Annotated in this window: 21 protein-coding genes; 11 read left to right on the forward strand and 10 right to left on the reverse strand. The window is 67.3% G+C overall.

Annotated features, from left to right (window positions below):
- The first annotated feature begins 62 nt into the window (after positions 1-62).
- On the forward strand, positions 63-1643 hold the full coding sequence (locus ArtHe_RS00650; RefSeq protein WP_248318295.1) for a Na+/H+ antiporter: 1581 nt from the start codon (positions 63-65) through the stop codon (positions 1641-1643).
- Positions 1644-1679: 36 nt separating this feature from the next.
- On the opposite strand, the gene ArtHe_RS00655 is transcribed toward ArtHe_RS00650, so the two are convergent.
- Genes ArtHe_RS00655 through ArtHe_RS00665 form a run of 3 tightly spaced genes read right to left on the reverse strand, consistent with a single transcriptional unit; the run spans position 1680 to position 4835 of the window.
- Positions 1680-2909 carry an NAD(P)/FAD-dependent oxidoreductase gene (locus ArtHe_RS00655; protein ID WP_248318296.1) on the reverse strand — a complete coding sequence of 410 codons (1230 nt, stop codon included), beginning with the start codon at positions 2907-2909 and terminating at the stop codon, positions 1680-1682.
- Entirely contained in the window at positions 2906-3637 is a 732-nt protein-coding gene (locus tag ArtHe_RS00660; protein ID WP_248318297.1) for a class I SAM-dependent methyltransferase, read from the reverse strand. Before ArtHe_RS00660 ends, ArtHe_RS00655 begins: the two co-directional genes overlap by 4 nt.
- Positions 3638-3641: 4 nt before the next feature.
- Positions 3642-4835 carry a type III polyketide synthase gene (locus ArtHe_RS00665; protein ID WP_248318298.1) on the reverse strand — a complete coding sequence of 398 codons (1194 nt, stop codon included), beginning with the start codon at positions 4833-4835 and terminating at the stop codon, positions 3642-3644.
- Between the two features lie 239 nt (positions 4836-5074).
- On the opposite strand from ArtHe_RS00665, the gene ArtHe_RS00670 reads away from it, so the two are divergent.
- Positions 5075-6490, forward strand: a complete 1416-nt coding sequence (locus tag ArtHe_RS00670; RefSeq protein WP_282568698.1) for an MFS transporter — start codon at positions 5075-5077, stop codon at positions 6488-6490.
- Between the two features lie 27 nt (positions 6491-6517).
- Here the strand turns inward: ArtHe_RS00670 and ArtHe_RS00675 are convergent, their stop codons facing one another.
- Positions 6518-7426 (reverse strand): LysR family transcriptional regulator, encoded by a 909-nt coding sequence (locus tag ArtHe_RS00675; protein ID WP_066301678.1) that lies wholly within the window; start codon positions 7424-7426, stop codon positions 6518-6520.
- A 213-nt stretch (positions 7427-7639) separates the two neighbouring features.
- Here ArtHe_RS00675 and mmsB point away from each other — a divergent pair, with 213 nt between their 5' ends.
- Both mmsB and ArtHe_RS00685 read left to right on the forward strand, forming a co-directional pair.
- On the forward strand, positions 7640-8560 hold the full coding sequence (gene mmsB, locus ArtHe_RS00680; RefSeq protein WP_248318299.1) for a 3-hydroxyisobutyrate dehydrogenase: 921 nt from the start codon (positions 7640-7642) through the stop codon (positions 8558-8560).
- A gap of 25 nt (positions 8561-8585) precedes the next feature.
- Positions 8586-10070 carry a CoA-acylating methylmalonate-semialdehyde dehydrogenase gene (locus tag ArtHe_RS00685; protein WP_248318300.1) on the forward strand — a complete coding sequence of 495 codons (1485 nt, stop codon included), beginning with the start codon at positions 8586-8588 and terminating at the stop codon, positions 10068-10070.
- Between the two features lie 12 nt (positions 10071-10082).
- Here ArtHe_RS00685 and ArtHe_RS00690 read toward each other — a convergent pair whose 3' ends face one another.
- Complete coding sequence (locus ArtHe_RS00690) at positions 10083-10832, reverse strand: cytochrome c oxidase assembly protein (RefSeq protein ID WP_248318301.1); 750 nt, start codon at positions 10830-10832, stop codon at positions 10083-10085.
- A gap of 150 nt (positions 10833-10982) precedes the next feature.
- On the opposite strand from ArtHe_RS00690, the gene ArtHe_RS00695 reads away from it, so the two are divergent.
- From ArtHe_RS00695 to ArtHe_RS00705, 3 genes are all read left to right on the forward strand, one after another.
- Positions 10983-11279, forward strand: a complete 297-nt coding sequence (locus tag ArtHe_RS00695; protein WP_248318302.1) for a DUF503 domain-containing protein — start codon at positions 10983-10985, stop codon at positions 11277-11279.
- Between the two features lie 106 nt (positions 11280-11385).
- Complete coding sequence (locus ArtHe_RS00700; protein ID WP_248318303.1) at positions 11386-12129, forward strand: SDR family NAD(P)-dependent oxidoreductase; 744 nt, start codon at positions 11386-11388, stop codon at positions 12127-12129.
- A 2-nt stretch (positions 12130-12131) separates the two neighbouring features.
- Positions 12132-12623 (forward strand): MarR family transcriptional regulator, encoded by a 492-nt coding sequence (locus ArtHe_RS00705; RefSeq protein WP_248318304.1) that lies wholly within the window; start codon positions 12132-12134, stop codon positions 12621-12623.
- A 51-nt stretch (positions 12624-12674) separates the two neighbouring features.
- Here ArtHe_RS00705 and ArtHe_RS00710 read toward each other — a convergent pair whose 3' ends face one another.
- A complete protein-coding gene (locus ArtHe_RS00710) occupies positions 12675-14351 on the reverse strand; it encodes a thiamine pyrophosphate-dependent enzyme (RefSeq protein WP_248318305.1) in 1677 nt (558 codons plus the stop codon).
- 256 nt (positions 14352-14607) lie between these two features.
- Between ArtHe_RS00710 and ArtHe_RS00715 the strand changes: the two genes are divergently transcribed.
- Positions 14608-17046, forward strand: coding sequence for a Tex family protein (locus ArtHe_RS00715; protein WP_248319622.1), 2439 nt, complete (start codon positions 14608-14610; stop codon positions 17044-17046).
- Positions 17047-17067: 21 nt separating this feature from the next.
- On the opposite strand, the gene ArtHe_RS00720 is transcribed toward ArtHe_RS00715, so the two are convergent.
- Genes ArtHe_RS00720 through ArtHe_RS00730 form a run of 3 tightly spaced genes read right to left on the reverse strand, consistent with a single transcriptional unit; the run spans position 17068 to position 18428 of the window.
- Complete coding sequence (locus ArtHe_RS00720) at positions 17068-17241, reverse strand: hypothetical protein (RefSeq protein WP_248318306.1); 174 nt, start codon at positions 17239-17241, stop codon at positions 17068-17070.
- A 25-nt stretch (positions 17242-17266) separates the two neighbouring features.
- A complete protein-coding gene (locus ArtHe_RS00725) occupies positions 17267-17941 on the reverse strand; it encodes an HAD family hydrolase (RefSeq protein ID WP_248318307.1) in 675 nt (224 codons plus the stop codon).
- A complete protein-coding gene (locus ArtHe_RS00730; protein WP_248318308.1) occupies positions 17934-18428 on the reverse strand; it encodes a very short patch repair endonuclease in 495 nt (164 codons plus the stop codon). The genes ArtHe_RS00725 and ArtHe_RS00730 overlap by 8 nt, the downstream gene beginning before the upstream one ends.
- Positions 18429-18554: 126 nt before the next feature.
- Between ArtHe_RS00730 and ArtHe_RS00735 the strand changes: the two genes are divergently transcribed.
- The gene (locus ArtHe_RS00735) at positions 18555-19532 is read left to right on the forward strand and encodes an asparaginase (RefSeq protein ID WP_248318309.1); all 978 of its coding nucleotides are present in this window, start codon (positions 18555-18557) and stop codon (positions 19530-19532) included.
- A 122-nt stretch (positions 19533-19654) separates the two neighbouring features.
- Positions 19655-19891, forward strand: coding sequence for a YegP family protein (locus ArtHe_RS00740; protein WP_066301638.1), 237 nt, complete (start codon positions 19655-19657; stop codon positions 19889-19891).
- Positions 19892-19966: 75 nt separating this feature from the next.
- Here ArtHe_RS00740 and ArtHe_RS17845 read toward each other — a convergent pair whose 3' ends face one another.
- Positions 19967-20098 (reverse strand): hypothetical protein, encoded by a 132-nt coding sequence (locus tag ArtHe_RS17845; RefSeq protein ID WP_282568699.1) that lies wholly within the window; start codon positions 20096-20098, stop codon positions 19967-19969.
- Positions 20099-20283: 185 nt separating this feature from the next.
- Between ArtHe_RS17845 and ArtHe_RS00745 the strand changes: the two genes are divergently transcribed.
- Entirely contained in the window at positions 20284-21951 is a 1668-nt protein-coding gene (locus ArtHe_RS00745; RefSeq protein WP_248318310.1) for an FAD-binding dehydrogenase, read from the forward strand.
- Positions 21952-21962: the final 11 nt, after the last annotated feature.

Below are 21962 nucleotides of genomic sequence, written 5' to 3' on the forward strand. Positions count from 1 at the left end.
AGGTCTGCGGTGAACCAAAACCCGGCTAGGCGGCGCTCAACTGCCCGGAAAGGGCTCCAAGCGTGGAATTCCTGATCCTGCTGGTGGGCCTGCTCTTTGGAACCGTGCTGGTGGTGGGCATCGGTGAGCGGATCCGGCTGCCCTACCCGGTGCTGATGCTCATCTTCTCGGCCCTGTTCGCCTTCCTGCCGGTGCTGCCGGAGATTCACATCGACCCGGAACTGATCCTGCCCCTGTTCCTGCCGCCGCTGCTGTATGCGGCCGCACAGCGCAGCTCCTGGTCCGTGTTCCGGCTCCGCTGGCGCTCGCTCGTGCTGCTGGCCGTGGCACTGGTCGCCGTGACCGTGATCGTAGTGGCAGGTATCTCCTGGGCGCTGGTGCCCGCCATCGGCCTGCCCGCAGCGATTGCCCTGGGCGCCATCGTGGCCCCGCCCGATCCGGTGGCTGTCGAGGCCGTTGCCGGCAAGGTCAACATGCCCCGCCGCCTGGTGACAGTACTGCAGACCGAGGGGCTGTTCAACGACGCGATCGCGATTGTGATTTTCCAGGCCGCCGTGGCGGCTGCTGTCAGCGGCGGGGAAGTCGGCTGGAGCATCATTCCCAGCTTCCTCATCGGCGCGGCCGGTGCCGTGGTGCTGGGCCTGGCGATGGGCTGGCTCGTGGGGGCGCTCAACCGGTTTGTACCGAATCTCGTGGCCCGCTCTGCCGTGACCCTGGTGGCGCCCTACGCCGTCTACATCCTGGCCGAGGAAGTGCACTTTTCCGGGGTTGTCGCCGTCGTCGTCACCGCCCTGGAACTTGGCCGCCGGGCCAGGCCGCAGGACTCCCAGGAGCGCCTGACCCGCACGGCCTTCTGGGACGTGGTGGAGCTGCTGACCACCGGGGTGGCCTTTGGCCTGGTGGGGATCGAAATGCGCTACGTCATTGAGGATGAAGGCAGCGAAATCTTCAGCTTCATTCCCGGCGTCGCTGCGGTCTGCGCCGCCGTGGTGCTGGTGCGTTTCCTGTGGATGTTCGGAATCTACCGGTTCGGTGGAACGGAAAAGCGCAGCAGCGTGCCTGGATCGCTCAAGGAAGTCCTGGTCCTGACCTGGTGCGGCATGCGGGGCCTGGCCACGCTGGCGCTCGCGCTGGCCCTGCCCGCCACCAACCTCGCCGGCGAGGAGCTGCCGGGCCGGAACTTCATGATCGTGGCGGCCGGGGCCGTACTGCTGGTCACGCTGGTGCTGCCGGGCCTGACCCTGCCGTGGCTGATGCGCAAACTGAAGCTTCCCAGCGACCACAAGGCGATTGAGCGGCAGGAGCATGAGCTGGCCCGCCGCGCGGAACGCACTGCCCTGGAGACCATGAGGCGCTCGACGGCGGCGGATAAGCTGCCGCCCGAACGCCGTGCCGCGCTGGCCCGGCGGATGTCTTCGCTGCACTCCATCCTGGGCGCGGATTCCGAGGACGACCCGCAGAAAATGCTGCAGCTGAAAGCCACCCTGGAAGTGATGGACGCCGTCCAGCGCGAAGCTCTCGCCGCGGCGCGTAAGGAAGTGCTGGCCGCCCGCCGGCAGACCGGTGTGGATCCCGAAGCCGTGGACCGCGTCCTGCGGCGACTGGACCTGCGGACCGTCACCCTGGACCACGGCCCCCGCTAAGCCGCCCTGGTCCTGCCCGCCGCCTGCCCGCTGCCGCTATTGCATGGTGAAGCGGCGGGCCACCAGATCGCCCAGCGGCCTGGCCCGGAAAAGGGCTGCCAGAGCGGCATTGCGGGCCCGCATGACCTGCCGGGGAAGCGGCCGTCCCAGGGCCATATTCAGCCGGGCCTGTGCCGACGCAATCACGGCGGCGCGCCGGCGCCGGCGGTCGAAGCCCGCCAGCTGCGCGTCGATGTCCCCACCGCGGACCCCGGCGGCCAGGACTGGCGCGAGCTCTGCGGCGTCGATCCAGCCCAGAGTCAGGCCCTGCCCACCGATCGGGCTGACCTCATGGGCGGCATCGCCGGCCAGGACCGTGCGGCCATGGACCAGCCGTCGAGGCAGAGCCGTGCGGACGGAAAACGCGCTCAGCATCGAGTTCCCGGCCGCGCTTAGCTGCTGGCCGGTGCGTTCCCGGACGATCCTGGCCAGCAGCTTGGCATCGGCGTCCGTCAGCAGGGTGCGGGTATGCGCGACCCAGCGCCGGGTACCTGCGGGCAGGGGGAAGGACTCCACAATTCCTTCCGGCTCCAGATACAGCACACCAGTTGGTCCGTCGCCGGTGTTGTCGGGAAAGTCGCCCATCAGATAGTGGTCCCGCAGGGTCCGTTCGGTGACGGCGGCACCCAGCATGCTGCGTACGGGGGAGCGGGCGCCGTCCGCCGCCACCGCAAACGCTGCATGGACGGCAAAACCCGGCTCCTCGCCGTCCTCCCCATTCCCGCTGCTGCCCGGGCCGCTGCCCCCGCTGCCCGCGCCGCTGCCGGTGCCGGCGAGGAGGACGGAGGAGCCGGTATCCACCAGGGCCGTTACGGTCCGTCCGCGCTGCAGCGCGGTGGGATCCAGGGAATGCAGGCGCTCTTCGAGGATCGTTTCGGTGCGCTCCTGCGGCAGGGCCAGCACATAGGGGTAGGCGGTGGAAGTACGGGTGAACCGGATCGAAACCAGGCCCCGGTCCCGGGTGCGGGCGGCACCCTGGCGGATCTGGACGCCTTCCGCAGTGAGCTGTCCGGTCACTCCGGTGCCTTCCAGGGCCGCCAGCCCGGGCGGATGAATTCCGATGGCCCGGGAATGGCTGCTGCGTTCGGTCCGCCGCTCCAGGACCGTGACCCGCACACCCTCCTGCACCAGAAGGATTGCCAGGGCCAGGCCCACCGGGCCGCCCCCGACGATGGCGACGTCAACCCTGAGGACCTGCCCGGATTTACCAGCCTCCGCGCCGCTCATCGGCCGGCCCGGTACAGGAGCAGGTTCTGCCACGGCCGCTGCCGCCGGGTTTCCCACCCCGCAGGCACCGCGGCCGCCAACTCGGCGGCCGTGTAACTGCGCCGGATCGAGGTCAGGCCGTCAGCCCGGATGTAGGAGCCGTGGAAGAAGGGCAGGGTGCCGGCGGAGAACAGGCCGTACGCCCACGGATTCCGTTCGATGTCGCTGTGCAGCACCAGGCCGCGGGCCAGCGCCTGCGAATCTGTCAGCAGGCCCCGGAAAGCCTCCGCATCCAGGTGATGCAGCACATGGTTGGAGAGCACAACGTCGAACTGCTGCCCCTCGGCGACCAGCTGCGAGCTGAACGCGGCGCGGAACGTCAGCCCAGGAACGGTTGGGCGGGACGCGGCGTAGGCATGGGCCCGTGGATCCGGATCAATTCCGGTGACCTCCACGGCGAGGCCGTCCTGCCGCGTCCAGCGCGCCAGCGCGCGGGCCAGGTCCCCGCCGCCGGAACCGATATCCAGGACCCTGCCGCCGCCTTGACTGGAAAGGACCGGACGCACGTACCGGCGGTAGTTCCGCCGCCACCCGGAGACGACGGCGTTGATCAGCGGGAACTGCGCATACGTGCGTTCCAGCCGGACCGGATCACAGTCCGGCCGGTCCATTTCCTCCACTGCCTCCACCGCCCGGCGGCTCAGGTCCGGCGGGAAAAACGGCGGCGCACCGGCGGCCAACAGCGGCACGGGCCTAGCCCACGGCCGCCGGGACCGGCTCAGCAGCCGCCGCGTCCTGCTGCCCAGCGGCGGGCGCGGTCCCGGGGATCCGGGTGAAGAGCCCGGTTTCCACCGTCAGGCCGGGACCGAAAGCCATGGAGCAGATGCGCTCGTTGCCTCCGGTGAAGGGCTGTTCCAGGATGTGCTTGAGCACGAACATCACCGTCGCCGAGCTCATGTTGCCGTAGTTCCGCAGGGTCTCCCGGGCCGGTACCAGCTGCTCCGGGGTGAGCTCCAGTTTGGCTTCCACCTTGTCCAGAATGCTGCGCCCGCCTGGATGGATGGCCCAGTGGCCGATTTCGTTGTAGTCCAGCCCCGCCAGGGAAGGGTCCCGGGCGAGCAGCGGTTCCAGCGCGCCGACAATATGGTCGTCGATAATGTGGGGCACATACGTGCCCAGGACCATCTCGAAGCCGTAGTCGCCGATGTTCCACGCCATCGATTCCTCCCCGACCGGGGTGAGGACGGTTTCGAAATGGTCCAGGACGATCGCGGGGCTCTCGCCGGGCAGGTCCCGGGCCGTAATCACGGCCGCAGCGGCGCCGTCGGCAAACAGCGAGGAACCCATGATGCTGTCCGGATCATTGGAGGAGCGCACGTGCAGTGAGCACAGCTCGGCACTGACCACCAGGACGACGGCGTCCGGATCGGCGTCGCAGAAGGACTTGGCAGCGCGCATGGCCGGGAAAGCGGCATAGCAGCCCATAAAACCGAGGTGATAGCGCTGCACCGACGGATTCAGGCCCAGGGCACGGACCAGTTTGTAATCGGGTCCGGGGTTATAGAATCCCGTGCAGGAAACGGTCACCACATGGGTCACATCCGACGGAGCTATGCCCGGGCAGTTCTCCACCGCCCTGCGCCCGGCTTCAATAAACAGCTTGGTGGCTTCGACGGCGAAGATGTCATTGCGGGTCTTGGTACTGGGGATCAGCAGCAGCCCAGTCGCCGGATCATAGAACTGTGGATCCTCGACTGCAGAGTTGAGGGTCAGCTCTTCCAGGGCCGTCCGCCGGGTATCGATGGCTGCTGAGTTGAAGCAGGTGTTCACCAGGCGGGTGCCGAGCCGGGTCAGGCCTGGCTGCGCAGCGAAGACATCACGGACCTGGTCCTGGATGAGGACAGTCGGAGGGACAGCAGTTTCGAGGGATCTGAGCGTAACTGGCATCCTCCATTCTGAGGGGAAGGTGCAGCAGGACACAATGGTCTGGTCCGCCCGGTTCCGGAGGGACCCGCAGGAGCCGCCCCGAAGTGGGACGTGTGCATTTGTGCAGATGCACCTTGCGGTTTTGGCAGTTGAGCAGCTTCAGTGCAGGCACCATACTCTTCCTTACTCCGCCCGGCGGGCCTGTGGCCGGCGGCGGCCGAACGGCCGAGTGTCAATGTGGACACCAAAGGAGAATGTGGATGAGCACTAATATTCCCAAGCAGCGCGGCGGTGCCAAGGCACCGATCCCGGAGGGTCTTCGCAAAGTCGTGGTGGCATCCATGGCCGGGACGGTCGTGGAATGGTACGAATTTTTCCTCTATGCAGCGGCGTCGACCCTGGTCTTCGCCCATCTGTTCTTCCCCAATGCGGACACCGAGCTCGACGGCATCATCGCCGCCTTCGTGACTTACGCCGTCGGCTTCGTGGCGCGGCCGATCGGCGGCATCGTTTTTGGTCACTTTGGCGACAAGTTCGGCCGCAAAAAACTCCTGCAGCTGAGCATCATCCTGGTGGGCATCTCCACCTTCCTGATGGGCTGCCTGCCCGGCTTCGACCAGATCGGCTACTGGGCACCGGCCATGCTGGTGGCGCTGCGGTTCATCCAGGGGTTTGCCGTCGGCGGCGAATGGGGCGGCGCGGTCCTGCTGGTGGCCGAACACAGTCCGGACAAATCCCGTGGTTTCTGGGCCAGCTGGCCGCAGTCCGCGGTGCCGATGGGGAATCTGCTCGCGACCGGGGTTCTGTTCCTGCTCTCATCCACGCTGTCCAACGAGGCATTCCTCGGCTGGGGCTGGCGGGTGGCGTTCTGGCTCTCCGCCGTGATTGTGCTGGTGGGCTACTACATCCGGACCAAGGTTTCGGATGCGCCGATCTTCCTGGAAGCGCAGAAGGAAGTGGAAACCGAAGCCAAGGGCTACGGAGTCCTGGAAGTCTTCCGCCGCTACCCGCGTGGCGTCTTCACCGCCATGGGCCTGCGCTTCGCCGAGAACATCCTCTACTACCTGGTGGTGACGTTCTCCATCACCTATCTGAAGACCGTCGTTGAGACGGACACCTCACGCATCCTGCTCCTGCTGCTGGTCGCGCACTTCATCCATTTCTGTGCGGTGCCGCTGGCCGGGCGGATGTCCGATTCCCTGGGCCGCCGTCCGGTTTACCTGGCAGGCGCGGTGCTCGGTGCCACCTGGGGGTTCTTCGCCTTCCCGATGATGGATACCGGGGATGACCTGGTGATCCTTGCGGCGGTGACGATCGGCCTGCTGTTCCACGCCCTGATGTACGCCGGGCAGCCGGCGATCATGGCGGAAATGTTCCCCACCCGGATGCGGTACTCCGGTGTGTCACTTGGGTACCAGGTCACCTCGATTGTGGCCGGGTCGCTGGCCCCGATCATCGCCACGTCCCTGCTGGCCCGCTATGACTCGTCCGTGCCCGTGGCGCTGTACCTGCTGGGAGCCTGCATTGTGACGGCGATTTCGGTGCTGGTGCTGCGGGAGACCAACGGGATTTCGCTGCACGACGTCGATGCCGCGGACGCCCAGGGAACCGCCGACCTGCTGGCCGCAGCCAAGTCCAGCGGCAAAATTCGCACGCAGGAGACTGCCGGTAATTAACTCAACGGGCATTCAGGCCGCCGCCCGTCAGGACGCCAGAAGGTCCTGCCGGGCAGCGGCCTCCGCCTGGATCGCGGCGACCACGGCCTGGACCCGGGCGGAGCGCAGGGCTTCGGGCCGGGCCACCGCCCAGATGGGGAGCCGGCGTTCAAAACCGGCGGGCAGCACCGGAACAAAACCGTCCCGGCCGGCCACCATGAAGTTCGGCAGGAGCCCAACGCCGGCATCCAGGCGGACCGCCTCCACCTGGGCGAAAATGCTGGTGGCCTGGAAACTGGTGCGCGGGACGGGCAGGCCGGTGGACCGGTGCCCAAGCTCCTCCACCAGCAGCGCGGACTCCACATAGGAAACGAAGCAGTGGCTGGCCAGGTCCTCCGGAACCTGCGGCGTTCCATGCCGTTCCAGATAACCCGGCCCGGCATAAAGCCGCAGCACATAGTGGCCCAGCAGGATGGTCTGGGCGGTGCGGACATCGGTGTTCCCCACCACGACTTCCAAATCCACGCCCGAACGGTTTTGGCTGACCTTGCGGGTGGCGGAGAACATTTCCACGCTGATCTTCGGGTGCCTCGCCTGCAGCCCCACCAGCGCCGGTGTCACGATTTCCGCACCGAATCCGTCCACGGTGCTGATCCGCACCACACCAGCCAGGGGATCCGCGTCCCGGGCCAGGACACACTGCAGGCTCCCCAGGCTCTCCTCGATGGCTTCAGCGGCCCGCACCGCCTCCACGCCGAGGCTGGTCAGTTCCCAGCCCCGGGGCGTGCGGGACAGAGTGCGGCCGCCGAGCTGTTTTTCCAAGGCAATGATGCGCCGGGAAATAGTGGTGTGTGTGGTTCCGAGGGTTTCGGCGACGGCGTTGAAGCGGCCCAGCCGGGCCACGGTCAGCAGGATCAGCAGGTCATCCGGGCTGGGCAGACGGCGTTCGGCGTCCATGGCCGGTCACCTCCTCCGGATCTGGGACACGGCCATCCGATCTTCCGGCCCGCACCGCGGCCCAGCCTGATGGACCGCCGCGCTGCTGTGCACGGATGCACATGGTGTCTGTGGATTCTGGTCTTGAACGCACCCTAACAGGGTGCAAGTCTGGTTCCGCGGGGACGCGCAGCACAATCCAAGCAGCAGCACTCTAAGCAAAGGAGCTTAGCCATGGCGGAAGTCGGATGGATCGGACTGGGAAACATGGGCGCGCCCATGGCTGCGAACCTGGTCAAGGCCGGGCACAACGTGCGGGGTTTCGACCTCAGCCCCCGGGCGGTGGCCACTGCGGAAGCGGCCGGGGTGCAGGCTGTCGGCAGCATCGCCGAAGCCGTGACCGGTGCGGATGTGGTCTTCACGATGCTGCCCAAGGGTGAGCATTCCCGTGCCGTGTACCTGGAACCGGACGGGATCCTTGCCAACGCCGGAACGGACACGCTGCTCATCGACTCCTCGACCATCGACGTCGAATCCGCGCAGGCCCTGCACGATGCTGCCGCGGCTGGCGGATTCCGGTTTGTGGATGCTCCGGTGTCCGGCGGGATGAGCGGTGCCCAAGCCGGCACCCTGACCTTTATGGTCGGCGGCCGGGATGACGCCGCCGCGGAGGCCGCGGTGTTCATCGAACCAATGGCCGGCAACGTGATTCCCACCGGTGGCCCCACCACCGGGCAGGCCGCGAAAATCTGCAACAACCTGATGCTGTTCATCAACCTGGCTGCCACCGCAGAGGGGGCCGTGCTGGCCGAGCGGCTCGGCCTGGATAAACAGGTCTTTTGGGATATCGCGTCGGTGTCCTCCGGCGACAGCTGGGCGCTGCGCACCTGGTACCCGGTGCCCGGTGTGGTGGAGACCGCGGCGTCGAACAACAATTTTGAACCGACGTTCACCGCCGAACTGGCCAACAAGGACATCAACCTTGCCCTCGCCGCGGCCCGGGACACGGGCACCCCGCTGGAGATCGGCGAACACGTACAGCAGCTCTTCGGCCGGCTCATTGACGCCGGCCAGTCCGGCAAGGACTGCTCCATGATCGTCAAACTGGTGGACGGCTCGCTCGCCGGGACACCGGACCAGATTCCCGCGCCGTAGCGGCGCCCAACTGAATCGAGACCCCATGCAGCGCATCCCGCACGTCATCAACGGCAAGCAGGTTTCCGAGGCCGAACGCTACGGGCCGGTGTTCAACCCGGCCACCGGTGTCCAGGAGAAGGAAGTGGCCCTGGCCTCGGCGGCCCGGGTGGAGGAAGCCATCCAGGCGGCCCGCGAAGCCCTGCCCGGCTGGCGGGCCACGTCCCTGGCCCGCCGCACCGGCATCTTCTTCAAGGTCCGTGAACTGCTCACCGCACGGAAGGCCGAACTGGCCGCCATCCTTACCAGCGAACACGGCAAGGTCCTCTCCGATGCGGAAGGCGAGATCACCCGAGGGCTGGAGAACATCGAGTTCGCTTCTGCCCTGGCGCTGACGCTGAAGGGTGAGCGCGCGGAGCAGGTGGCCGCCGGCGTCGATGTTCATTCCATCCGGCAGCCGGTGGGTGTGGTCGCCTGCATCACCCCGTTCAATTTTCCGGCCATGGTGCCGCTGTGGATGATCGGCAGTGCCCTGGCCTGCGGCAATACTGTGCTGCTGAAGCCGAGCGAAAAGGACCCGTCCGCTGCGGTGTTCATCGCCGAGCTGTTTGCTGAGGCCGGGCTGCCCGCCGGGGTGTTGAATGTGGTGCACGGGGATAAGGAAGCCGTGGACGTGCTGCTGGATCACCCGGAGGTGAAAGCGGTGAGCTTTGTCGGTTCGACGCCGGTGGCGCGGAGCATCTACCGCCGGGCTGCGGAACACGGCAAGCGGGTCCAGGCTCTGGGCGGAGCGAAGAACCACATGGTGGTCCTGCCCGACGCCGACCTGGACATGGCAGCCGACGCCGCCGTCTCCGCAGCGTACGGCTCCGCGGGGGAGCGGTGCATGGCTGTGAGCGTCCTGGTGGCGGTGGGGTCAATTGCCGATGACCTGGTGGAGGCTGTGCGCTCGCGGATGGTGGAGCTGCAGATCGGACCCGGGACCGATCCGGCGTCACAGATGGGCCCGCTGATTACCGCGGAGCACCGGGAGAAGGTGGCCTCCTATGTGGCCGGCGCCGCGGAGGAAGGAGCCACCGTGGTGGTGGACGGCCGGGAAGCGTCCTTCGACGGAGACGGCTTCTTCCTGGGCGTGAGCCTGCTGGACCACGTCAAACCGGGTATGAAGGCCTATGACGACGAGATTTTTGGTCCGGTGCTCTCCGTGGTCCGGGTCCCCACCTATGCGGACGCCGTGCAGCTGGTGAATGAGAACCAGTACGGCAACGGCACCGCGATCTTCACGCGCGACGGCGGTGCCGCCCGGGCATTCGAGTTCGACGTCGAAGCGGGCATGGTGGGGGTTAACGTGCCGATTCCGGTGCCGGTGGGATCCTTCTCCTTTGGCGGCTGGAAGGATTCGCTGTTCGGGGACACCCACATGTACGGGCCTGATTCCATCCGTTTCTATACGCGCGGAAAGGTGGTAACCACTCGCTGGCCGGACCCGGCGACGTCGGAAATCGACCTCGGCTTCCCGCAGGTGCTGTAGGCAAGGCCCGCGTCAGGTTCCGCGGGGCTGCGGCAGCTGCCGGCCAAGGGCCCGCTGCCGCAGGAGGAGCAGCGCGAGCACGGCCTGGACCGCCGCCCCCCAACCCAGCAGCACGAGGGCGCCGGCGGTGCCGGAAGCCACTCCGGCCGGCGGGAACACCAGCAACCCGGCGGCGAGGGCGGCGTGTGCCGCGGCCGCCGCCAGCAGGGCAGCAGCCCGCTGCCGGAAGCTGTGCGGTACGGGCGCGGCGCCCAGCACAGCGGCGGTGAACAGGCAGCCGGTTCCGGCCAGATACCCGGTAACCAGCCAGTGCACCGGCATGGATTCCTGCATGGCCGTCAACAGGCCGGTGTGGAACATCGTCCACATCCCGGCGACCACCAGCACCGTGGCGGTGCCGGGATGGGAGAGGAACCGGGCGGGCCCGCTGGCCAGGACCCGGCCCAGCCGCCGCGCCGGAAACACGTCCAGGGTCCGCAGCGCCAGCGCCGCGGGCCGGGACGTCACCAGCAGGAGCGGTCCCACCATGCCGGCCAGCACATGGGAGAAGGCCAGCGCAGTGAAGTCCCGGTGGGCCCAGCCGGCCAGGGGTTCCAGGAGGGGCACCAAGATGGCCAGGACACCGGCGATGAAGCACACCAGCCGCCAGGCCGGCCAGCGGCCGGATTTCGCCGAGGCCAGCCCGGCCCAGTAGGCGGCAACCGCGGCGACTGCGGGAATCAGGAACAGGGATTCCGCTGCAAACGCGCCGTGGTTATGCATCGGGGGTCAGGAAACGCGCGGTGGGTGACGGCGTCATACGTGCGAACTTAGCACCGCTGCCGCCGGCCATGTACCCCGTGCCGGTAACCCATGGGTCCCGCACAGGATTGCGCTGTTGACACCTGCCGGCGGATGGCAAGGATGGAAAACATGTGGACGGGGAGCCTGGAATTCGATCTGCTGCTGGATGACATCCACTCGCTCAAAGAAAAACGTTCGGTGGTCCGCCCGCTGGTCGCGGAACTGCACCGCCGGTTTGCCGTGTCTGCCGCCGAGTCCGGGCATCTGGACCTGCACCGCCGTGCCGCCGTCGGTATTGCGGTGGTCGCCGCTGACCGGGCGCACGTGGTGGAAGTCCTGGACGCTGCTGAGCGGCTGGTGGCCGGCCGTCCCGAAGTCCAGCTCCTGAGCACCCGCCGCCGTATCCTGGCGGGCGACGACGACTAGGTCACCGCACCCAGTGGGCAGCCGCACAGACCCGCCTGGCAACCGCCCTCGCGGGTATATGCTGTCCGGACGACAGTAAATAATGATCTGAGAAAAGAGCTTTTCCATGCTTTTTGAGAACCAAACAGCACTTGTCACCGCCGCCGGAGCCGGTATTGGCCGGGCCATCGCCCTGCGCCTGGCCGCCGAAGGCGCCTCGGTCGTCGTCTCCGACGTCAACGATGAGGCCGGAGCTGAAACCGTTTCGCTGATTGAAGCCGCCAACGGCCGTGCCGTCTACAAGCACGCCAACGTGGCCGATGCCGACGAAGTCAACGCGCTGGTCCCGTTCGCGGTCGAGTCTTTCGGGCGGCTGGACCTGGCAGTGAACAATGCGGGGGTTGGGGCCATGCCCAAGCCCGTGCAGGACATCACCGCTGCTGACTGGGACCGCACCATCAACGTGACCCTGCGGGGCACCTTCCTGGCTCTGCAGTCCCAGGTCGCCCACTTCGTGGAGCAGGGGAGCGGGTCAATCGTGAACATCGCTTCCCTGGCCGGCATCAGCGCCACCCCCAACCTGACCCCGTACGGTGCAGCCAAGCACGGCGTGGTGTCCCTGACCCGCAGCGTGGCCAAGGAAAACGCTGAACTGGGGATCCGCATCAACGCGGTGGCACCGGGCGCCATCGAAACCGCTGCGCTGGCGTCGCTGCCGGCCGAAGCGAAGGCCGGCTACGCCGCAGAAATCCCCATGAAGCGCCTGGGCCAGCCGGAAGATATTGCCAACGCCACCGCTTTCCTGCTCTCCGACCAGGCCGCCTTTATTACCGGCGTCGTGCTGCGGGTTGATGGCGGAACCGAAGCCTAACCATGGCCGCAGCGGATCAGAATGCTGTGCTGATTGAAGTCCTGAACGGGCTTCTGGCGCAATGGACGGCGCCCGGGTTCACCACCGCAGTGGCCGCCCGTGAGGGGGTGGACCTGGATCCGGCGGCGCTGACCCTGCTGTCCATCCTGAACAATGCGGGCGCCCAGCGGCCGTCGGCGCTGAGCGAGCGGATGGTCACCGGAGCGTCCAACATCTCCAAGATCACCGCCCGCCTCGAACAGGCCGGGCTGGTCCACCGCACCCAGGACCCGCTGGATTCGCGGGCCTCGCTGATCGCCTTGACCGAGGAAGGACAGCAGGCCGGAAAGGCCCTGCGGCGTTCGGGGAGCTCACTCGTTGACCAGCTCCTGGACGGCTGGGATACCCAGGACCGCAGCGACCTGGTGCGGCTGCTGGTCCGGTTCGAGGCCGAAACCCAACGGGTGGCCGCAGACCTGCGGGAACCGCCCGGCCCGGAACCCCGGGGTCTGTAACCGGCTCCGCTCCGGCCGGCGGTTTCCGCCGGCCGGAGCATCAGCCAGGGCCTAATAGGCCTTGACCCGCTGCTCCACGACCAGGTGGATCAGGGCAAACGTCTTGTCCTCATCAATCGCCTTCAGCGCCGCTTGGAGCGCGGCCGGCACATCGGCGTCGTGCTCCACCTTCACGCCAAAGCCGCCGAAGGCCTGCGCCATCAGCGCGAACTCCGGGTTCTTCAGCTGCGTGCCGGACACCCGGTCCGGGTAGTGGCGTTCCTGGTGCGTGCGTATGGTGCCGTACTCCTGGTTATCCATCACGATCACCAGGGGAGTGGCGCCATACTGCGCGGCCGTGGCCAGCTCCTGTCCATTCATCAGGAACTCGCCGTCACCGGCGATCGTCACGACGCGGCGGCCCGGAGCTGCCAGCGAGGCGGCGATGGCGGAGGGCACCGAGTATCCCATGGACCCGTTGCGGGCGCTCAGCATGGACGCGTAGCGCCGGGTGGGGAAGTAGCGGTGCGCCCAGTTGGTATGCTCGCCGGCGCCGAGGGTGATCACGGCGTCCTCCGGCAGCGTCGGCACCAGATGCGCCATCAGCGTGTCCATCCGGGCCTGCCCGCTGGCCGGCTCAGCCGGCGGCAGTGCGGCGAACTTCTCCTGTTCCTGCCGCATCCGTGAGGTCCAGGCCTTCCACTCTTCCTTGACCGGCAGGTCCATCAGCACCAGGTCCCGGATAAACACGTCCGGCTTCGCGACGATCTGGTAGGAGACCGGGCCGGAACGGCCGCGCATGGAGGGGTCGATGGTGACCAGGAAGTTCTTCTTGTCCCAGTCCTGCCGCACCACAAAACCGTCGGTGATCACGTCACCGGGAACGGTGCCCACAAAAACCAGGAGGTCGGTTTCCTCCAGCAGGTCGTAGGTCGGTTTGGGCCGGCCGTAGCCGATCGGGCCCACGTAGGACGGGGAATCGAAGGAAATGGTTCCTTCGCAGCGCCATTCGGCCGCGGCGGGAAGGTGGTGCTCTTCCAGCCAGCGGGTCAGGGTATCCGCGCCCTCCTGGGTCCAGTCGTTGCCGCCGGTGACGAACAGCGGCTTGTCCGCTTCCTTCAGCGCAGTCTGCAGCGCCTTCCAGTCCGTGACGGTCATACCGCCTGGCGCCACCGGAATCGGCGGGTGCAGCGTGGCGTTGATTTCCTTCCGGATCACATCTTCCGGGAGGCCGACGACGACGGGGCCCGGGCGGCCGCTCATGGCGGCGAAGAACGCTTCGGCCACGATTTCGGACGCGCGTTCGGGATGGTCCAGCACCATCACACGCTTGGCTCCGGTATCAAACCAGGCCTTGATATCGAATTCCTGGAACGCTTCACGGTCCCGGTGCTCGAAGGGGATCAGTCCGACGAAGAGCACCATCGGAGTGGAGTCCTGCCACGCCGTGTGCAGCCCAACATGTGCGTTCGCGGCCCCCGGTCCACGGGTGACCATGGCGATTCCGGGCAGCTGGTTCATTTTTCCGTCCGCCTCGGCCATGTAGGCGGCTCCGCCCTCATGGCGGCAGACAACGGTTTCGACCTGGCTTTCATGCAGTCCGTCCAGGACATCGAGGAAGCTCTCACCAGGAACCACGTACGTGCGCTTCACACCGTGCGCAATGAGGGAATCGACAATGACATGGCCGGCGGTCTTCACCTCCGCCCGTGCTGCAGCGGGGGCTGGTACCGGGGCAATCTGAGTCATCTTCGACCTTTCTCCATTGAAACGTGTCTACTCCGTCCCGGCACCGCGGCGCGGCCGGTCGGCGCATCCCTATGTTCTACCCCATGGCCGGCCCGGTTCCGCAGATCGTGAGCCAATGTGTCAATGACCTCCCAATAATCTGGATTCGTCTTCTCCCGGGTTTGGCCGCATCCGGCGCTGATGAGGAACAATTGGGCGGGTGAGTCTCACCGCCGCCCCGCAGCCAGCATCCCAACAGCCCGATCCGGCCTCTCCGGTGCCCATCCGCACCGAGACGGCCGAGCAGCTCCATGCGCAGATCGCCCTCGAACTCGGCGTCGCGCCGTGGCAGGTGCGGGCCGCCGTCGAACTCCTGGACAGCGGGTCAACCGTTCCCTTTATTGCCCGCTACCGCAAGGAAGTGACCGGCACCCTGGACGACGCGCAGCTCCGTGAACTCGATGAGCGGCTCCGGTACCTGCGCGAACTGGCCGAACGCCGCCGGGCCATCCTTGAAGCCATCGATGCGCAGGGCAAGCTCACTGCGCAGCTGCGCGCGGCGGTCGAGGCCGCGGACACCAAATCGCGGCTTGAGGACATCTACCTGCCGTACAAAACCAAGCGCCGCACCAAGGCGCAGATTGCCAGGGAAGCCGGGCTGGAACCGCTGGCCGAGGCCCTGCTGGCTAACCCCGCCCTGGACCCGGAGACCGAAGCCGGCCGGTTCCTGGGTGAAGCCGTCCCCGATGCCGCGGAAGCGCTCGCCGGCGCCCGCGCCATTCTCGTCGAACGCGCCGGCCAGGACGCCGACCTGCTGACCGTGGCCCGGGAAAAGCTGTGGAAGCAGGGACGGTTCCGGTCCTCAGTCCGTCCGGGCAAGGAAACCGAGGGGCAGAAGTACGCCGACTACTTCGACTATTCCCAGGCGCCCTCGGGGATGCCGTCGCACCGGGTGCTGGCCCTGCTGCGCGCGGAGAAGGAAGGCATTCTGGAACTGGGGCTGGCCGAGGCGGACCCGGCCGACACCGAAGCCCTGGCTGCTGCCCGGCAGCGGTTTGAGAACTCGGTGGCCGCGCGCCTCGGAGTGGCGGCCAAGGGCGGTGCCGCGGACGCGTGGCTGCGCCAGACCGTGCAGCTGGCCTGGCGCCGGATCCAGGCAAAGCTCTCCATCGACCTGCGGGTGCGGCTGTTCCAGGATGCCGAAGCGGAGGCCGTACGGGTCTTCGCGGCCAATCTCCGGGACGTCCTGCTCGCCGCGCCGGCCGGCAACCGTGCCACCCTGGGGCTGGACCCGGGCCTGCGGACCGGGGTTAAGGTCGCCGTGGTGGACGGCACCGGCCAGGTGGTTGCCACGGACACGGTTTATCCGCATGCCCCCGCCCGCAAATGGGATGACGCCCTGGTCCAGCTGGCGAACCTGGTGAAAAAGCACGGGGTGGAGCTGGTGGCAGTAGGTAACGGCACCGCGTCCCGGGAAACCGACAAACTGGCGGGTGAACTGATGCGGCTGGTGCCGGAGGCGAACCTGCAGAAACTGGTGGTTTCCGAGGCCGGGGCCTCCGTCTACTCCGCGTCCGCGCTGGCTTCGGCGGAACTGCCGGGCATGGACGTCTCCCTGCGCGGCGCCGTCTCCATCGCCAGGCGGCTGCAGGACCCACTCGCCGAACTCGTGAAAATCGATCCCAAGTCCATTGGCGTCGGCCAGTACCAGCACGACGTCACGGCGGCGAAGCTGGACCGGTCGCTGGATGCGGTGGTCGAGGACTGTGTCAACGCTGTCGGCGTGGACGTCAACACCGCCTCTCCGGCGCTGCTGAGCCGGGTGGCCGGCGTCGGGCCGCTGCTCAGCGAGAACATTGTGGCGCACCGCAATGCCAACGGACCCTTCGCCCGGCGGGCGGACCTGATGAAGGTTCCCCGTCTGGGCGCGAAAGCCTTTGAACAGTGCGCGGGCTTCCTGCGGATCACCGGCGGAACGGAGCCCCTGGATGCCTCCAGCGTGCACCCGGAGTCCTATAAGATCGCGCGCCGGATCCTGGCCGAGGCGAAGGCGGAGATGAGTCCTGCCGGAGCGGAGCTGGCGGGACTGGATCCCTCCGCGTTCGTTGACGAGTCCACCGGGCTGCCGACGGTCCTGGACATCATGTCCGAGCTGCGCAAGCCCGGCCGTGATCCGCGTCCGGCCTTCAAAACAGCCACGTTCTCCGACGGCATCGAAAAGATCGCCGACCTGCGGCCGGGCATGGTGCTCGACGGCGTTGTCACCAATGTGGCCGCCTTCGGTGCGTTCGTGGATATCGGCGTCCACCAGGACGGGCTCGTCCATATCTCCGCGATGTCCGCCTCCTTCGTCTCCGACCCGCACGACGTGGTGAAGTCCGGGCAGGTCGTCAAGGTCAAGGTCATGGAGGCAGACCCGGAGCGGCACCGGATATCCCTCAGCCTGCGGCTCGACGACGACGCTCCGGCCGCCGGCTCCGGCAACGGATCCGGCAGCAGCTCCGGCAACGGCAGAGGAAACGGCGCTAACGACCGCCGCGGGCCCAAGCCGCCGGCCCGGAATACCCAAACCAAGGGGAACAGCCAGGCCGGCCGGGCTCGGCAAGGCATTAAGCCGAAGGATGCCAAGGCCGGAGCAGCCGCCCGGAAGGGGCCGGCTGCTCCCGCTCCGGATGGAGCGATGGCCGAGGCGCTGCGCCGCGCGGGGTTGGTCTAGGGGCCTTTTGTCCTGCCGGGGTCAGTCGTCTTCAGCTTCTTTAGCGTCGGCTGCGTCCGGTTCGTTGAGGGCGTCTTCCGGGCGCCGGCCGTTCTGCCCGGATCCGCCGAGATAGGCAGCGGGAACAGTTCCGGCTGCATGGGTGCCCTGCTCCTCGCGGATGTTCTCGGCGTTGTGCGTGGGTTCGGTGGTCATTGCGGTCCTTTCGAAGGGGGAGGGGCTAGCGGGCGGCCAGTTGGCCCAGCAGGCTGTCGTCGAAGTGCTCCAGCAGGTCCCGGGGACCGGCAAACACCTCTTTGGCGCCGGCGTCGCGCAGTTCCGCCTCGCTGGTGCCGCCGCAGGTCAGGGCCACGGTGGGGATGCCCAATTTCGCGGCGGACTTGATGTCCCACACGGAATCGCCCACGAAAACGGCGTCCTCGGCCGCCATTCCGGCCGCGTCCAGGGCTGCCTGCAGGATGTCCGGCGCCGGTTTGCTCTCGGCGGCGTCGGAGGAACTGGTGGCTTTGGTGATGGCATCATCGGCGTCGATCGCTGTACGCAGGGCGTCGAGGTCCGGTGCCGAAGCGGAGGAAGCCAGGACGACGGCGAGCCCCCGGCCGGACGTCGCGCGCAGCAGGTCCGCGGCGCCGTCGAACGCCCGGAGCGAGGGCCAGAAGGTGGAGAAGACCGCCCCGTGCGAGGCATCAATCTCTTCTTCCTGCTCCGGGTCAATACCTTCGGCAAGGTGGCCGATGAGTTTGTCCCCGCCCATGCCGATCGCCCGGTGGATGTCTGCCATCGGAATGTCATAGTCCAAGCGGCGGAAAGCCTGCCACCAGGCCACGGTGTGGAGGTAGTTGGAATCGACCAGGGTGCCGTCGACGTCGAAAAGCACGCCTCGAATCTCAGTCATGCAGGTCCCCTCTGTTTCGGTGCTGTGGGTTCCTTGAGTCTAGCGAGGCCGCCGAAGCCGTGCCCGGTGGGCCGAGGAAAGCGGCCAGCTCGGCCTCGAGCAGACTGGTATTGCGCAGCTCGCACTCCCAGACCACCAAGGATGTCCAGCCGGCGGCGGCCAGTGCCTGCAGTGCCGCGGCATCCCGGGCGACGGTCCGTGCGCGCTTAGCCGCCCAGAACTCCCGGTTGGTGGCCGGTGCGCGGTTTCCGGCCCGGCAGGAATGTGTGTGCCAGAAGCAGCCGTTGACAAAAATGACCTTCCGGCGGCCGGCAAAAACCAGGTCCGGCTTGCCGGGAAGGCTGCCGCCGCGGGCAGCCCCGTGGAGCCGGAACCGGTAACCGGTCCGGTGCAGCATCCGCCTGATCAGCAGCTCCGGTTTGGTGTTCTTGGCCCGGATGCGGGACATGTTCCGGCTGCGCTGCTCCGGAGTGACCGTATCTGCCATGCCGCCAGTCTAGGACCTGCAACGGGTTGCCTGCCGGGGGCCGCGTGAATGCCGGAAGTCCTAGCCATGGTGCAGCAGGCAGGCTTATGTTGGCTGTGGTGACGCCGGTGAGAGGACAGGGGTTCAATGGCCCACATCAGGATTATGGCGACCGGCGGGACCATTGCGTCCCGCACGGGTAAGGACGGCGCAACCTCAGCCGAGCGGGCCGAGGAAGTTGCGGCAGGGCTCTCCGGACGGCACGGCTACTCGGTGCAGGACCTCACCAACGTCAACAGTTTCCAGTTGCGGTTCTCCGATGTCCGGGCAATCGCTGAGGCCGTCCATGACGCCGTGGCAGATGAAGGCGTGGACGGCGTTGTCATCACGCACGGTACTGACACCATGGAGGAGACAGCCTTCCTGCTGGATCTGGTTCATGAGTCGCCCAAACCGGTTGTTTTCACCGGTGCGCAGCGAACTGCGGACAGTGCGGCTGCGGACGGCCCGGCCAATCTTGAGGAAGCCGTCGCCGCGGCGGCAGCGAGCCAGCTGCGCGGAGCAGGCGTCCTGATCTCCTTCGCCGGGCAGGTCCTGGCAGCCCGCGGAACCCGCAAAACACACACCATGGCGGCCAACCCGTTCTCCGGCGGTGTTCCGGTGGGCCACTTCATTGCCGGCACACTCCACGTCACGGCGATCCCCGTCCGTCCAGCCGCACTGCCGCTGCCCGGTGAGGACTTCGACAACGCCCAGGTGGAGATCATCCACTGTGCCTTGGGGACGACTCCGGATCTGTTCACCTACGCTGTCAGGTCCGGGGCCAACGCCATCGTGCTGGCGGGCACGGGAACAGGGAACGCCGGTGCGGGTTTCGCTGAAGCCGTCCAGGACGCGGTGCGCGGCGGCTGCCCGGTGATCCTGTGCTCCCGGGTTCAGTCCGGGCCGGTGGTCCCCGTCTATGGTGCCGGCGGCGGAGTGGACCTGGTCCGTGCCGGAGCCATTCCCGGGGGAGATCTTGGCCCGGCTCAGGCACGGATGCTTGCAGCCCTGCTGACCTCGTTGCCGGCCACTCAGGATGAGATTCTGCAGGCGCTCACCTCCGGGACGTCCCGCAGCGGCTGAGCCCCGGTGCCAAGGTATCGATCAGGCAACTTCACGGGCAGTTCCCCAACAGGGGGTCCAAAAACTCATCAGTCGGCTTACGATTAATGGCACTGAAGGTACCCCTTACAAGGAGGTAAGTGATGTCGGGCTACTTTAAGCTGGTTGACGCCCACGACGGCGCATTCCGGATCAAGCTCATTTCCGGCGACGGTGCGCTCATGGCTGTTTCGGCCATGTTCCCGACCAAGGCAGCAGCCGCGGCCGGAATCGAGCAGCTGCGCGAAATCGCGGGGACTGGCCCCGTGGTGGACCACAGCAAGGACGCCGACGTGGTAGCGGACGCCAGCAGAAATCCCGGCCGGGCCAAGGCTTCCTAGCGCCAACGCCGCATCCTAGGAGCAGGGCCTTCTGCCCCCGGAACCGTTGCAGGAACCGGGAGCAGGAGGCCTTTGCTATGCCTGGTCCTCGTCGCCCTCGGCGGCCTCCTGGGAATGCTCGCGGCTGGAGTCCGGCTGGGTGGCCTGGTCGCCTTCCGCAGGGCTTTCGTTGTGGCTGCGGTCTTCATCATGCGGAGTGGTGCTCATGAGTACCTCCCGTGGGGTTGGTCCGTGCCTGGGTTGCAGCCGGCCGGTGCCGGCTCGTTCGCGGAACGGCCCTTGTTGTCCCAGTTTAGGAAGCACGGCTGCCCGTGGACAGGGGCTCAGGACAGCAGCTTACGTCCCTGGAAGGGTCTAGGCAGGAGCAAGCCGCGGCCGGTAGCGTGTGCCGGATGCAGCCAATTGACGCAGATGTCATTGTGGTCGGCGCCGGCCTTTCCGGGCTGGCAGCGACCGCTGAACTTATCGACGCCGGGCGCTCCGTCATCCTGGTGGAACAGGAAAGCGAACAGAGCCTGGGTGGCCAGGCCTGGTGGTCCTTCGGCGGATTGTTCTTCGTGGATTCACCCGAACAGCGCCGCCTCCGGGTCAAGGACTCGGTGGAGCTGGCTTGGCAGGACTGGCTGGGAACAGCAGGGTTTGACCGGGAGGAAGACTACTGGCCACGCCGCTGGGCAGAAGCCTACGTAAACTTTGCCGCCGGCGAGAAACGCTCCTGGCTGCACCAGATGGGGCATCGCTCCTTTCCGGTGGTTGGCTGGGCTGAACGCGGCGGCTACGGTGCCACCGGTCCGGGAAACTCGGTCCCGCGGTTCCACATCACCTGGGGCACCGGACCCGGGATCACCGCACCGTTTGAAGCCAAGCTCCGCGACGGAATGGACCGCGGCCTGGTGCGCCTGGCCTGCAACCACCGGATGGAGGCGCTCGTGACCAGCGGCGGAGCGGTCACCGGGGTGCGCGGCACCATCCTGGAACGGACGACGACGCCGCGCGGCCGCCCAGCCGTGCGCGGCGCGGAGGGGGAATTCGAATTCTCGGCCGGCGCCGTCGTCGTCACCAGCGGAGGCATCGGCGGCGACCACAGCCTGGTCCGCTCTGCCTGGCCGAAGCGACTGGGCACACCGCCGGAACGGATGCTCAGCGGAGTCCCCGGACACGTGGACGGCCGCGGCCTGAAAGCGGCGCAGGCCGCCGGCGGCCGGATTATCAACCCTGACCGCATGTGGCACTACGTTGAGGGCGTCCGTAACTGGGACCCGGTCTGGCCCAATCACGGGATCCGGATCCTTCCGGGCCCCTCCTCACTGTGGGTGGACGCTGCCGGCAACCGGCTGCCGGGCCCGCTGTTCCCCGGGTTCGATACGCTCGGGACGCTGGAGCACCTGCGTGGCACCGGATATGACTACAGCTGGTTCATTCTCAATAAGGCGATTATCCGGAAGGAATTTGCCCTCTCCGGATCTGAACAGAATCCGGACCTGACCGGGAAGTCCGTCCGGGACGTGCTCGGCCGGGCAAGCGCCGGGGTGCCCGGACCGGTGCAGAAGTTCCTGGATCATGGGGAGGACTTCCTCACCGCGGGCACTGTGGAAGAGCTGGTGGCAGCCATGAACTCGCTCGCCAAGTCCTCCACGGAGGGTAACGCGCCAGTGATTTCCGCTGAGTCGGTGCTGGAGCAGCTGCAGGCCAGGGACCGGGAGATGGCGAACCGGTTTACCAAGGACGCCCAAATCACGGCCATCCGCGGTGCCCGCTCCTATCTGGGGGACCGGCTGATCCGCACCGCTGTACCGCGGCCGATCCTGGAACCTAAGGACGGCCCGCTGATCGCCGTCCGGCTTTCCGTGCTGACCCGTAAGACGCTGGGCGGACTGGAGACGGATCTCGACTCCCGGGTGCTCAGCAGCGATGGTTCCCCGGTTCCGGGGCTATTCGCTGCGGGGGAGGCGACCGGGTTCGGAGGCGGTGGGATGCACGGTTACCGGTCGCTGGAAGGCACGTTCCTGGGCGGATGCCTTTTCAGCGGACGCGCCGCCGGCCGGGCAGCCGCCCACTGAAACGGGGTTAA

It is taken from the genome of Arthrobacter sp. Helios, from assembly GCF_023167125.1.
GTDB lineage: Bacteria > Actinomycetota > Actinomycetes > Actinomycetales > Micrococcaceae > Arthrobacter_B > Arthrobacter_B luteolus.

Excerpts from the sequence above, each read along its gene's own strand:
- ArtHe_RS00655 (WP_248318296.1), bottom strand. The coding sequence starts at position 2,909 with ATGAGCGGCGCGGAGGCTGGTAAATCCGGGCAGGTCCTCAGGGTTGAC.
- ArtHe_RS00665 (WP_248318298.1), bottom strand. The coding sequence starts at position 4,835 with ATGCCAGTTACGCTCAGATCCCTCGAAACTGCTGTCCCTCCGACTGTC.
- ArtHe_RS00670 (WP_282568698.1), top strand. The coding sequence starts at position 5,075 with ATGAGCACTAATATTCCCAAGCAGCGCGGCGGTGCCAAGGCACCGATC.
- ArtHe_RS00675 (WP_066301678.1), bottom strand. The coding sequence starts at position 7,426 with ATGGACGCCGAACGCCGTCTGCCCAGCCCGGATGACCTGCTGATCCTG.
- mmsB (WP_248318299.1), top strand. The coding sequence starts at position 7,640 with ATGGCGGAAGTCGGATGGATCGGACTGGGAAACATGGGCGCGCCCATG.
- ArtHe_RS00685 (WP_248318300.1), top strand. The coding sequence starts at position 8,586 with ATGCAGCGCATCCCGCACGTCATCAACGGCAAGCAGGTTTCCGAGGCC.
- ArtHe_RS00690 (WP_248318301.1), bottom strand. The coding sequence starts at position 10,832 with ATGCATAACCACGGCGCGTTTGCAGCGGAATCCCTGTTCCTGATTCCC.
- ArtHe_RS00695 (WP_248318302.1), top strand. The coding sequence starts at position 10,983 with ATGTGGACGGGGAGCCTGGAATTCGATCTGCTGCTGGATGACATCCAC.
- ArtHe_RS00700 (WP_248318303.1), top strand. The coding sequence starts at position 11,386 with ATGCTTTTTGAGAACCAAACAGCACTTGTCACCGCCGCCGGAGCCGGT.
- ArtHe_RS00705 (WP_248318304.1), top strand. The coding sequence starts at position 12,132 with ATGGCCGCAGCGGATCAGAATGCTGTGCTGATTGAAGTCCTGAACGGG.
- ArtHe_RS00710 (WP_248318305.1), bottom strand. The coding sequence starts at position 14,351 with ATGACTCAGATTGCCCCGGTACCAGCCCCCGCTGCAGCACGGGCGGAG.
- ArtHe_RS00720 (WP_248318306.1), bottom strand. The coding sequence starts at position 17,241 with ATGACCACCGAACCCACGCACAACGCCGAGAACATCCGCGAGGAGCAG.
- ArtHe_RS00725 (WP_248318307.1), bottom strand. The coding sequence starts at position 17,941 with ATGACTGAGATTCGAGGCGTGCTTTTCGACGTCGACGGCACCCTGGTC.
- ArtHe_RS00730 (WP_248318308.1), bottom strand. The coding sequence starts at position 18,428 with ATGGCAGATACGGTCACTCCGGAGCAGCGCAGCCGGAACATGTCCCGC.
- ArtHe_RS00735 (WP_248318309.1), top strand. The coding sequence starts at position 18,555 with ATGGCCCACATCAGGATTATGGCGACCGGCGGGACCATTGCGTCCCGC.
- ArtHe_RS00740 (WP_066301638.1), top strand. The coding sequence starts at position 19,655 with ATGTCGGGCTACTTTAAGCTGGTTGACGCCCACGACGGCGCATTCCGG.
- ArtHe_RS17845 (WP_282568699.1), bottom strand. The coding sequence starts at position 20,098 with ATGAGCACCACTCCGCATGATGAAGACCGCAGCCACAACGAAAGCCCT.
- ArtHe_RS00745 (WP_248318310.1), top strand. The coding sequence starts at position 20,284 with ATGCAGCCAATTGACGCAGATGTCATTGTGGTCGGCGCCGGCCTTTCC.